Below are 12,501 nucleotides of genomic sequence, written 5' to 3'. Positions count from 1 at the left end.
AAAGGTGGTGATATCGCCGGTGGCCACAAGGCGATCGGGCTGCAGATCAATACTGTCTTCGGTCACGCTGCCGCTATTGGTTACCGTCAGTTCAGGAATATCGTTGGTACCAACAATCGTTATTGTGATTTCTTGAGTATCGAATAAGCCAAATTGGTCGGTTACCGTTATCGTAAAGATTTCAGTCGTTGTTTCGCCAAAAGCTAAGCTGTTTGCTAGCTCATTATCGAGGCTGAACGTCCACTCCCCAGTTACTTGATCAATTGAAAATACTCCATATGGAGTCATTGGGTCACTGGTTAGTTGCCAAGTCAGTACAGCTCCGTTATCAATATCATTTGCTGTTAAAGTTCCTGAGACCTGCGGGATACCTGCCGTTTCTGTATTACCACCGACTAAGACACCCGCTTCAATAACGGTACCCATAGCATCTTCGAGTGAAGAGGTAACTTCTGGTGCGTCATTTTCACCTGTTATAGTAATAGTTAACGTTTGAACAATTGAATCACCGTCACTATCACTAAGTTGATAGTCAAAAAATTCGATTAACTGCTCACCAATAGCAAGTGCTTGTATTTCAGGTAATTGATTATTGAGCTGATAGGTATAACTGCCATCAGCTGCAATAGTTAAAGTGCCGTAGACTCCCGATATAACGGTACTTCCTGTCACATCTACACTGATATTGTCGCTATTGGTTATTTGGGTTAACGAGCCTGAGTCTGCACCCAAAGTGTCATTTTGCAGAACATTGCCATTTACGCCATCAATGTCGCCTTCGGCGATTTGATTACTATCATCTAGTCCATTGGGTGCATCATCAATAACATTAGCAGTAACGACTGATGTCACACTGGCACCTTGGCTATCTGTTAGTTCTAATACAAATATCTCTGAAAGCGTGTCAGTCGCTGAATGATCGAAATTAGACGATAAGGTATAGCTATAACTTAAGGTTGAAGTGCTTATGTCGTAGCTACTTATTGTTAAAGTACCAAACTGAGTAATGATGGTTACTGGTCCAACAAAGTTACCGTCAGCAAAAACTTGTAGCCCATTGATGGTCAGCGATTGTATGCCTGCCTGTACTATTACTGAGACACTTTCAGCTTGCGATAGTAAGGCTGATTGGGGGCTTGTTCCTTGCTCTAAGTGCTGTTCATAAAGAGTTACAGACCTTGAGATAATACTTGGTGGGTTCAGTTGTGATAAAAAGTTCTGCTCTTCCTCTACTCGAGGAAGCTCAACTTGGGTAAAGCCTTCGGTATCATGCCCTGCTACTGCAATCGTTTCATCACCGGTGCGTCCTACAGCGATAAAGCCACTCCCTTCGTTACCCGTTGGCGCACTTTCGCCTGCAGCTGTGTCAGGTAAGTTGAGTGTAGGATCTTCCCCGCTTAAAACTTTAGCTTGTAGTGCAGCTATCTCCGCATCCACACTAGGATCTATGGTTGCGAGGTCTTGAGGAGCTTCGGTTTCAGAAAGGTTGGCTACTTCATCTTGCGTGACGGTTGTACCGTCACTGTATTGCAGTAAAAATGTTGTGCCCACAGATGCGCTATAAACCACATTTTCTCTTAAGGTATCGCCTACTTTGAGAGGTGTATTGTTACCTTGTGCAGTGCTTGTGTTTATGGCACCAGAAAGCTCAAGAATCTTGGCGTCCTGCTTTGGAATAAATTTATCCATCTTAAAATACTCTACCTATCTCATCCGTGAGTTAAATGAAGAATTATTAGTGCTTAGTTAGTTGTTATTTACGCACTAACAGTACAAATTCTGTACTGCATTGAGGCGTTGTCAAATTGTGGGAAGTCAAGCAAGTCGGTGACAATTAATTGAAGTTTGTGTTTTATGCTTTTTATCAGTTTTTTATCAGTAGGTTAGGAGATTAAAAATAGAGGGAAAGGGGAGTTCAAATAACTAAAGGCCGAATAAAATTCAGCCTTTAGTTTAAAAAGGTATAAAGCCTAAATAAGTTTAGCCGCGTTACGTCGTGTTTGTAGGGCACGATTAAGCTCACCTAAGTGCTCTTGAGCGTCGGCTAGCGCATGTAAATTGTCTTTATCATCTTTGAGGTAGCAAGCTTTTTGCAACCAAACTTTGGCTTGTTGATGATCGTGATTTTGTTGATAAAGCTTGGCTAAGCAGATTTGGTAGTCGACATTGTTTTCATATTGACTGTCTAATGCTAATAATTGCTTTTTAGCTTCAACATCGGCGGGCGTTATTACTTCGGATAGCGCGCTGAATATAGCCGCAGAAGCCGAAGATTTTACTTGTTTTAAAAGTAACTTTATCGCTTCAGCTTTTCTCTCAAATTGATTTAGCCCTATCGCATACAAAGCAATATATTCAGGTTGTTTTCTTTCTGCACGAGTAAGCCAATGCCAGCATTTTTCTAGCTCTTGCTCGTTTAATTTAACCGCTTGAGTCAATAGCGCTGTATTCGTCTTTAGCGATAACACTTTAAACCCGTCATCATCTAAAATATGCTTTTTAGCAACGATTGGCAGTAACAACTTAAGCGCTTGCCAATCTTGCTGTGCTTGGTACAGCTCTATAGCCAGTTTTAGAACTGGAAATTTACTTTTGCTAGTTGGATTAAGCTTATCGAGTTCTTCCCTAGCGGCAACTAAGTCACCTTGTTGCAATAAATACCGAGTACGTGTAGTGCTAACCGCTTTTACTGCCGAAGGTTCTAATTGTGCTTTTGCTAAATATTCGTCACGAGCTTGATGATTATTTTGATGGTGAGCTGCGCGAGCAGCGGCTAATAGGTTTAGCGCTGGGATCTCACCTTTTTCCGCGCCTTTTGCCATAGCTTTTTCTGCGGCAGGCCAGTTCTCTTCGGCTAATGCTAGAGCGCCGAGAAGTGTATGTTTTCGTGCCGCTTTTCGACGCCATCTTTCTGGTAAGTAACGGCTATTGAGTACTAAGTTTAATAGCCAAACTGCCACAAACTCAACTAACTGTAATAAGCTATAAAAAATAATTAGTGCGATAACAGCAAAAACAATACTCGTTTCAATTTGGTAATCACCAATTGCTAGGTAAACGTAGCCTTTGCTGCCTACTAGAAAAGGGCTAATACATAAGCCAAGTAGAATAATTATTAGATAGACGAGGGCGCGAACCATTATTGCGTCTCCTCAGTCATTAAATTGCCATAGGTCACTAACTGATTTAGCAAGTTAGAGGCTTGAAAGCGCTCAATGCTAGTAGATTGAATCTTTAGGGTTTCTAAAGCATCCAAGGTGGCAAGTGCGTCGGTAGTTTGTTGGTCTTTTAGATCAAAATATTGAAATATCCACTTTCTTGCAAGCTTTATAGAGTTGCGGTAATTCACCTGATCTTGGCGGTACAAAGCTAACTGTGCTTGCAGTAATTTATTTTTAGTATTTTCAACTAAATACCATTGCTGATCTGGTTCTAATAGCGGCGCAGCATCGGTTGTACGCTTTCTTACAATAACAAAGTCATCAATTAGCGCTTGCCAAGATTTAGATAAATTAGATTGCCAATCATCCAGCGAATCACTTACTTGGGCGTCAGCAAGTTCTTCAGCAGAGAAGTGCGTCTCAGCGCGATTTAAAGGTAGTTTATCAAGGTTATCGATAATTGAATCTAGGGTAAGAACAGTGCCTGAAATATCGGTATTTTTAACAGCCGCAACAGCCGCAATATCTTTTGCTAGTGCTTTTCTAAGCGGCATTAAAGAGGGATCTCGCATTGATTTAATGCGCTCATCTGCAGCTTTAAGTAGGCTAGTGGCTGTGCTCGGATCTTTCTCTAACCACAGTTTTTGTCCGGCGAGTCTAACGAGGTACTTAGCTTCTTCTGCACGCCAATGATTAGGGTTACGCTGAGCAATAATAGACACGCGCTCTTCAAGTTGAGTCTGCTGCTCAAGAGATTGGGCCATGGCTAAGTCGACGGTAGATTTAAACTGACCTTGTTGTTGCTCCAGGATAGCAATACGCTTATTAGGTTCAATTAAAGCTGCTTGTAATTGTTGGCTAAGCTTTGCTGATTCAGCTTGTTGCGTCAGTAGCTGTTGATACAGGTAGTAGCCACCTGCAACGGCAGCAAAAGTCAAAATCAGCAATAAGAACAATGTGACAATTGTGCCCCAAGGTGTCGCTTTATTTTGAGTAGATAAAGTGCTTGTCGTGTCTTGGGCTGTGTTCGCTGTAGCTTGGGCTGTAGTTGATTTTGATTCAGCTTCTACTGTTGACTCTGGCTCGACAGCAGGCTGCGCTGCAACCTTTGACTCAGTTGTTGGCTCTGAAGCGCTGGCGTCAGTGTTCTTGGTTTCCATTAAACAGTCCTTGAAAGCTATGGTGCTGCAGAAATAGCGAGTATAAACTTACAATTAGCGGCGAACTACTTTTGAAATAACGCAGTCAACATAGCATTGGTGTTGGCAGCTTTTGCATTAGTAATTTGTTGTAAACCGAACGCTTTTGCTTTTTCATATACTCGGGAGCTTGGCACTATAATATGACAAGTTTGCAACCAAGCAAATAGCTCTTTTGGTACTGTTTTAACAAGGTTATCGAGTATTTCACCGCTAGTAATGATAATAGTGTTAATGCCGAAGCTTTGCCATTGCTGACAAATTTGAGATGTATCGAGGGGCGGACAGCCACGTTTGTAAGCTTCCCAGTAATTCATTTGGGCGCCTCTGAGACTAAGCTCTGTGGCTAAATCTTCACGGCCACCTTGGCCTCTTACAATAACAATGTGCTTACCATCGATATTACTGAGTGAGTCTAGCGTTAATAAGCCTTCGGTTTGTTGGCAATCATCGGGGGCTTTTTCCGCTTCTATACCAATCTGTTTTAACGCTGCATATGTCGCATTACCCACAGCAAGGTAGTGCGCAGATTGAGGCCATTGGTGATTGATAGCTTGAGAAGAAAAAGTCACCGCATTGGTACTAATAAAAATAACAATATCGGCTTGCTTTAGCGTGCTATTGATCCGAGCAGCATCAAGATTTGAGGTGGGTTGTACATTTAAAAGGGGTGTAACAAAGTAAGAGACGTTGCGCTGTGTCAACGCCTCTATCATTAACTGATTGCGCCCCTCAGGGCGTGTCAGTAAGACTTTCATGCTAGTTACGCGTTTGCGTACACAGCGTCAAGAATGGTTTTTGCGCCTTTCTCGAGTAGTTCTTCTGCCAATGCAACACCTAGCTTTTCAGCATCGGCCGTGTTGCCTGTAGAAGAAGCTGTGATGATTTGGCTACCATCTGGATTACCGACTAGACCACGCAGATTTAATGTATCACCGTCAATTTCAGCATATGCACCAATAGGTACCTGACAACCACCTTCAAGACGAGTGTTCATTGCACGTTCTGCAATAACACGAATACGCGTTTCAGCGTGCTCTAGCGGAGCAAGTAATGCTTTAACACGAGCATCATCTGTACGGCATTCAATACCTACAGCACCTTGACCGTTAGCGGGTAGTGACTGTTCTGCAGAAATAAAGCTAGCGATTCTTTCTTCTAGTTTTAGGCGTTTAAGACCCGCAGCAGCAAGAATAATTGCGTCGTAGTTACCAGCATCTAATTTAGCTAGACGTGTACCTACGTTACCGCGTAAATCTTTAATGATTAAGTCTGGACGCGCTGCGCGGATTTGGCACTGACGACGTAAGCTTGAAGTACCGACTACTGCACCTTGCGGCAAATCTTCAATAGTTTTATAGGTATTTGATACGAAAGCATCACGTGGATCTTCACGCTCACAAATAACTTCAAGGCCTAGACCTTCAGGAAATTCAACTGGCACGTCTTTCATTGAGTGCACCGCGATGTCAGCTTGACCTTCAAGCATAGCGACTTCAAGTTCTTTAACGAATAATCCCTTACCACCCACTTTAGCCAGTGGTGTGTCTAAGATGATGTCACCTTTAGTGCTCATTGGCAGCAATTCAACCGTGAGGCCTTCGTGGATTTTTTCCAGTTCAGCTTTCACAAATTCGGCTTGCCACATGGCAAGAGGGCTCTTACGTGTTGCGATACGGATCAGATTTTGAGACATGAACGATATTCCATCTTAGAACTTATTTGCGCCAATGCTAACATTGCCTGAATACAGATGTAACATTCTGCTGCCGATTCTTTGAAGTCCACCCTGTTCTATATTGGCGAAAAACATGATCTTGATCACATTTACTTGCCGAGGGTTAGTTTGCGAGATACATTAGCGGAGCGTTATCTATTTTTTAAGGTCAAATCATTTGCCACAAGAGATTGCTAAACTTGAGCATGCCGCGCAAAGGTTAGATGTCATTAGGTATGCTAGAGCAGTTGCATTGTTGTCGCCCTTAAAGCGTCATCTCCTTCGGCTCATCTCGGTTTTATTGCATTACCATTCCCCAAAGTTACCAGGTTACAACGGCCCATTAACTCCAAGTGGAGTCGCTGACTACGTTTTAGGGCCCGATGGGCTTGAAGCCTGCGATACTCTCAATATTGAAATTACTACAATTAGCTCCGTAAATGACTCTCTTATCGAAGGTGTTTACAGCATGGGGAGTACGGCAAGTTTTGGCCAAAATATACAAAGTGATATTGATGTTTGGTTAGTACATAGTGAGCAGTTAACCCAAAATGCTTGTGAACTATTGGTTAATAAAACTCAGCTGTTAACGCAATGGTTTGCTCTGTTTGATTTTGAGGTCAATTTTTATTTAGTTCACCCTAAGCAGTTTATTCAAGGGCGTAATGATAAGAGCGATCTGTATAACTGCATGGGCCATGAGCATAGCGGGAGTGCGCAGCATTGGTTGTTATTAGAGGAGTTTTACCGTAGTCAATTTCGATTGGCTGGTAAGTCTATTGCGTGGTGGCCAAATGCTGGTAAATCAAAAAGCCTACTATCTTTGGGCGACGCGAATGCCTTACCTGCAAGTGAGTACTTTGGAGCGTCACTTTGGCAACTTTATAAGGGGGTAGAAAAACCGCATAAGGCACTATTAAAGGTACTTTTACTTGAAGCTTATGCCAGCGAGTATCCCCATACTCAACTTGTAAGTGAGCGTATTTGGCAGCATACATTAGAAGGGGATTTTTCTTCTGCTAATGACGCCTATTACTTATTGTACGAATCGATAGAGTCTTATTTGCTTAAGCGAGGTGATGTTAGGCGACTAGAGATCACCCGACGCTGTTTTTATCTAAAATGTGGCGTTAAGTTAAGTCAACATGATCAGGCGGTGGATTGGCGTTATTTTAAGATGCAAAAATTGGTGGCTGACTGGAATTGGTCAGACAGTTTATTGAAGACTCTGGATAACTGTGAAAATTGGCACTGCGGTCAGTTACAGTGGTTTAACGAGCAGCTTAATGAGTTGATGTTAGGCAGTTATCGAACGTTATTACAGTTTGCTTCAACCCATAAATTAAGTGAAAGCTTACGGATCTCTGAGCTGGGTTTACTTACCCGAAAACTACACACTTACTTTAGCGAAGATGCACATCAGATTATGCGCTTGAACTCGCTATGGAGCCGCTCTATTTTAGAGCCGCACTTGTCGGTGATATATAGTTCTCAAGACAAGTTTTACTATCTTTATCGCTGCTCACCAAATCCAAGAAACTTTTTAGAGCATAGTGCTGTTTTTCATTCGAAAAGCAAAGCCAAATTATTAGTTTGGGCCAGTTTAAATGGTGTAGCAAATAGTCAAACCCGTTGGCATGAAATTAGACAAAGTAAACGTAAATCCAGTTATTTAACTCAGGCGGCAAATAGGCTAGATGGTTTAGTGGTTAATGAGTCTATAAAAGTCTCTAAGATGGCACTTTATCAGCCGTGGCATTTTCGTAAATTAGTCTTTTTATTAAACTTTAATAGCGATCCAACAGAGAGCTGGTCAGGGCAAGATATTATGGTTGATTACATGAACAGTAACGTGTTTTCAATTGGCCGTAATCACTTAAATATGGTCGACTCGATTGATGTGATCAGCCTTAATAGCTGGGGAGAATGGCATTGCCATCATTTTGAAGGCAAAAAAAGCATTCTCGATGCGCTGTCGTTTGTCACTCCTGGAATGAAGCGTGCGGTAGAAGAAGTTTCCGTGCAGGTTATTAGTTGCTCGCTTAAGCTACGTTCGCAAACAGAGCGCACAGTGCAAGACTTACTTTATCGCGCAGTTAGGCTCAGTCGTCAGGCACAAAGCTCAACAACATTAGGTTATGCACTGCAAGTGGGTAAGCTGCGTTATGGCTTATTTTTTAATAACCGTGGTATGCATTATGAAAACTTAAGTGATGCCAAATCTTTTTATCAGCAGTTGTCACAACGCAAGTTACTCGAGCTACCCAGACCTACTTTAGGCGATGAACCGTTTGCTAAGTTGCCGGCAGTCATCCAAGACTACGCGGCTAAAGGTGCAATTCAATATTTCTTGCGTCAACGCAAGCAAGGCTTGGATGTGTTTATTTTAGATGAGGGCAACGAGCTAAATCATTATGTACAAGAGGGTACAGACGTTAATGCGCTAGTAAATAAACTCAGTCACTATCATACTTTTGAAGATCCGCAATTGACTAAGGATAACTTCAATTTGCCACAATTTTTTAAATTGAAGCGAGTAAAAGGCGAGTTAATGGCAGTCCCGTTCGGGGTCACTCATGAATCGGCAGAGGTCGATTTTTAACATTGGTCGTTTGCTTGGTGCAATAATAGAAGGGCGTTCTAATAAGAAGTGAAATGCTTGGTATTGTTAGTAGATAATAAAAAAGGGAGCTAGGCTCCCTTTAATTGCAATAAACTAAGAGGAAATTGCTAGATTAAATATCTAGCTTTAGTCCGCTTTGTTTAAAGATAGACTCAACAACGAATGGCATAAATTCATTGCCATTGCGCTCGTCCATCCATTTACCATCTACATAAGCGAAGTGATAACCACCAAACTGCGTTGCTAACCAAATCTCATGCAGGGGCTCTTGCTTATTCATCACGATTGTCGATGTACCATTAAACTCTAATTGCAGCACATTGCCAGAGCCATCAACATCGATATCAGCATCTTGCTCGTCAATCAGCACTTCTAATGCGTTATCAATTGTTTGAAATATCTCATCAACCAATTGATGAAATTCGAAATCTGTTATAGCCATGCTAATTCTTCCTCAGATTTAGGTAATACCAACATCTTACCAATCACTAGCCTGATTACCAATCACATTAATTTTGTGGTTAATCAGAAACTAAATAATCACACTCATAAATAAATACATTAAAACTCTTTATATTCATGCAAATAGTAGTTTTTCACTGCGCTTTTTATCCACTGCTTTTAACAAGGAAAGAGTGATTTTTTTTAAGTTAGTGAGGCTTTTTAGCGCTAAGTTGTGATTTATGTTAATTAACTGCGGTAATACTAGCCTCTCTGCGTTGAGATATTATGTAATAAAGCCCCGATATAAATGCGTTAGAGGGTTGACGCATAGCGGACTTGTCTGCAAACATCAGGATTAACAATTTTAGCCGTATAGCAAGCGTTGCTGCTATTGCTGCAAGGGTCATCTGATGTTGAAAAAAATGAGACTGTTTTTGCTGGTAGGGCTTGGTAGCCTAGTACTTTTGGGCTGTGGGCAAAAAAGTGCATTATTTAGAGCGCCGCCACAGGAAGTTAATCAGCAGACAACTGATAAGCAGGTGTCTGACGCAGAGCATGAGCAAAGCGAACAAAACAAAAAGGACTAAAGACGTTGGATCACTTTTTATATCAAGCAGATGAGCTTTATGCGGAGCAGTGCCAAGTTGCCGAACTCGCAAAACAGCATGGAACACCGCTGTATATATATTCTCGCGCAACGCTAGAGCGTCATTGGCACGCTTTTGATAATGCGGTGAGTGATCATCCACACCTTATTTGTTATGCGGTAAAAGCAAATTCAAATATAGCCGTGCTTAACGTGCTAGCGCGCTTAGGCAGTGGTTTTGATATTGTTTCTGGCGGCGAGCTATCACGGGTAATAGAAGCTGGCGGCGATCCAGCTAAAGTGGTTTTCTCTGGCGTTGGTAAAACGGTCGCCGAGATGGAAATGGCGCTTAACTTAGGCATTTATTGCTTTAATGTTGAATCTGCAGCTGAGTTAGAGCAGCTAAACCTAGTGGCTTTGCGTCTGGGTAAAGTGGCTCCGGTGTCATTGCGCGTTAATCCGGATGTTGATGCTGGCACTCACCCCTATATTTCTACCGGTCTTAAAGAAAACAAGTTTGGTATCGCAATGGAAGAAGCCGAGGCTATTTTTGCCCGTGCTAACGAATTACCAGGTCTTGCTGTTAAGGGCGTTGATTGCCACATTGGCTCGCAGCTTACCGAAATAAAACCTTTCTTAGATGCCATGGATCGTATGCTAGCGCTAATTGATCGCTTAGCAGAGCAAGGGATCAAGATTAAGCACTTTGATGTGGGCGGTGGACTCGGTGTGACTTACGATGATGAAGTGCCGCCACAGCCAGATGTGTATGCCGCTGCGCTACTTGAGCGTTTAGGCGATCGCGATCTGAAACTGATTTTTGAACCTGGCCGCGCTATCGCAGCTAATGCTGGGATCTTTGTTACCCAAGTGCTTTATCTGAAAGAAAACAGCGATAAGCGTTTTGCTTTAGTGGATGGCGCGATGAACGACTTGATCCGTCCGTCACTCTATAGTGCATGGCAAAAGATCATTCCGGTAATCGAGCGTGCAGGCGCAACTCATAACTACGATGTGGTTGGTCCCGTTTGTGAAACCGGTGACTTCTTGGGTAAAGATCGTCAGTTGAACGTGCAAGCAGGTGACTATCTTGCGGTGCGTTCGTCAGGTGCTTATGGCTTCACTATGGCGTCAAATTACAACTCTCGTCCACGCGCGGCCGAAGTGATGGTTGATGCAGATAACGCTTATGTCATTCGAGAGCGAGAAAAAGTCGCTCAGTTATGGCAAGGTGAGCAGATCCTGCCGTAAACTAGCATAATACTAAGTAGCGGATCTTGAGATCCGCTATTGATACTTTTTAAGGATGTCCCCTTGATCCAATTCACTAAGATGCATGGGTTAGGCAATGATTTTATGGTCGTCGATGGCGTCACACAAAATGTGTTTTTCTCGCCAGATCAAATTAAGCGTCTAGCCGATCGGAATTTTGGTGTCGGTTTTGATCAGTTATTATTGGTTGAGCCGCCATACGATCCCGATTTAGATTTTCATTATCGCATCTTTAATGCTGACGGTAGCGAAGTAGAGCAGTGCGGCAACGGCGCACGTTGTTTTGCACGTTTTGTGCGTAATAAAGGTTTAACGTATAAACATAAAATTCGCGTAAGCACTTCATCGGGTAAAATTACCTTACGTCTTGAGCGTGACGGTAAAGTGACCGTGAATATGGGGGTGCCGGTTTTAGAGCCAAGTAAGATCCCATTTACTGCTAAAAAAGTCGAAAAGACCTATCTGCTAATGGCATCGAGTGGTACCTATTTATGTGGCGCTGTTTCAATGGGGAATCCCCATTGTGTGATTGAGGTTGATGACGTGGAAGCGGCTGATGTTGATACCATTGGCGCCGATCTGACCAATCATGAGCGTTTCCCTAAAGGCGTTAATGTTGGCTTTATGCAGGTGGTTAACTCTGGGCATATTAAACTGCGGGTGTATGAACGCGGCGCAGCGGAAACCTTAGCTTGCGGCACAGGTGCTTGTGCGGCGGTTGTTGTAGGTATTCAACAAGGTAAGTTAGAGCGCAATGTTAGAGTCGATCTTCCAGGTGGAACGTTAATGATCAACTGGGAAGGTGAAGGTAAACCTTTATGGATGACAGGTCCCGCTGAACACGTTTATGATGGGCAGATCGCGCAATGATCGATAATCCTAATTCAAATGCCCCCTTTGACGAGATCTTGATCCGCGAATACTTGCTGGATAATCCAGATTTTTTTAGTCGCTACCCAGAACTATTATTGGCGATGCGAATTCCTCATGCCGAGCGTGGCGCAGTGTCATTGGTTGAGCGTCGACAAGAGATGTTGCGTCAACGCGTTAGCCAGCTTGAAGAAGAGATCACTGCATTATTGGCTATGGCATCGCGTAATGAGCAGATCTACATGTTCAACAGCCGCTTATCTATGCAGCTGCTAAAATGTGAAGATATGGGCGACTTACGCCAAGTATTATCTAATGGACTAATCGAGCAATTTCAGTTTAGCCACGTCAGACTAATCACAGTGCATGATATCGACAGTGAACTGTCGCAGATCTGGAGCAAACGTTTAGACTCTGGCTATTACTTTGGCCGTTTAACCAATGAAGAGTCCAAACGTTTGTTTGGTACTGAAGTGGGTTCAGTTGCGCTTTCTCGTTTATCCAAAGAGTGCGGTCAGGTGATTTTTGCGATTGCTAGCCAAGATCCAATGCACTTTCATCCAGAAATGGATCACCTGCTGTTGTCGCAGCTGAAACAATTACTCGATCACCAGCTGACAAAAATCTAA

The 12,501-nt window shown here is 42.8% G+C and carries 11 protein-coding genes; 5 read left to right on the top strand and 6 right to left on the bottom strand.

From position 1 onward, the window contains the following. From L2747_RS19495 to hemC, 5 genes are all read right to left on the bottom strand, one after another. The coding region (locus L2747_RS19495; RefSeq protein ID WP_249000648.1) for a retention module-containing protein at positions 1–1,689 on the bottom strand (1,689 nt) is incomplete at its 3' end. A 281-nt stretch (positions 1,690–1,970) separates the two neighbouring features. After that, complete coding sequence (locus L2747_RS19490) at positions 1,971–3,140, bottom strand: heme biosynthesis HemY N-terminal domain-containing protein (RefSeq protein ID WP_249000647.1); 1,170 nt, start codon at positions 3,138–3,140, stop codon at positions 1,971–1,973. Beyond that, on the bottom strand, positions 3,140–4,321 hold the full coding sequence (locus tag L2747_RS19485; RefSeq protein WP_249000646.1) for a uroporphyrinogen-III C-methyltransferase: 1,182 nt from the start codon (positions 4,319–4,321) through the stop codon (positions 3,140–3,142). Before L2747_RS19485 ends, L2747_RS19490 begins: the two co-directional genes overlap by 1 nt. A 65-nt stretch (positions 4,322–4,386) precedes the next feature. Continuing rightward, positions 4,387–5,118 carry a uroporphyrinogen-III synthase gene (locus L2747_RS19480; protein ID WP_249000645.1) on the bottom strand — a complete coding sequence of 244 codons (732 nt, stop codon included), beginning with the start codon at positions 5,116–5,118 and terminating at the stop codon, positions 4,387–4,389. 5 nt (positions 5,119–5,123) lie between these two features. Beyond that, positions 5,124–6,056 carry a hydroxymethylbilane synthase gene (gene hemC, locus L2747_RS19475; protein WP_249000644.1) on the bottom strand — a complete coding sequence of 311 codons (933 nt, stop codon included), beginning with the start codon at positions 6,054–6,056 and terminating at the stop codon, positions 5,124–5,126. A 199-nt stretch (positions 6,057–6,255) separates the two neighbouring features. Here hemC and L2747_RS19470 point away from each other — a divergent pair, with 199 nt between their 5' ends. Continuing rightward, positions 6,256–8,679, top strand: a complete 2,424-nt coding sequence (locus L2747_RS19470; protein WP_249000643.1) for a class I adenylate cyclase — start codon at positions 6,256–6,258, stop codon at positions 8,677–8,679. A gap of 133 nt (positions 8,680–8,812) precedes the next feature. On the opposite strand, the gene cyaY is transcribed toward L2747_RS19470, so the two are convergent. Further along, entirely contained in the window at positions 8,813–9,142 is a 330-nt protein-coding gene (gene cyaY / locus L2747_RS19465; RefSeq protein ID WP_220780419.1) for an iron donor protein CyaY, read from the bottom strand. A 412-nt stretch (positions 9,143–9,554) separates the two neighbouring features. Here cyaY and L2747_RS19460 point away from each other — a divergent pair, with 412 nt between their 5' ends. From L2747_RS19460 to L2747_RS19445, 4 genes are all read left to right on the top strand, one after another. After that, a complete protein-coding gene (locus L2747_RS19460) occupies positions 9,555–9,731 on the top strand; it encodes a hypothetical protein (protein WP_249000642.1) in 177 nt (58 codons plus the stop codon). Between the two features lie 5 nt (positions 9,732–9,736). Then, positions 9,737–10,981: a diaminopimelate decarboxylase gene (gene lysA, locus L2747_RS19455; protein WP_249000641.1), complete on the top strand. Its 1,245-nt coding sequence runs from the start codon at positions 9,737–9,739 to the stop codon at positions 10,979–10,981. Positions 10,982–11,044: 63 nt separating this feature from the next. Continuing rightward, a complete protein-coding gene (gene dapF, locus L2747_RS19450; protein WP_249000640.1) occupies positions 11,045–11,872 on the top strand; it encodes a diaminopimelate epimerase in 828 nt (275 codons plus the stop codon). Further along, positions 11,869–12,501 (top strand): DUF484 family protein, encoded by a 633-nt coding sequence (locus tag L2747_RS19445; protein WP_249000639.1) that lies wholly within the window; start codon positions 11,869–11,871, stop codon positions 12,499–12,501. Before dapF ends, L2747_RS19445 begins: the two co-directional genes overlap by 4 nt.

This window comes from Shewanella marinintestina, from assembly GCF_023283845.1.
GTDB classification, from domain to species: Bacteria; Pseudomonadota; Gammaproteobacteria; order Enterobacterales; family Shewanellaceae; genus Shewanella; species Shewanella marinintestina.
This window is presented reverse-complemented; position numbering and strand designations above follow the sequence as displayed.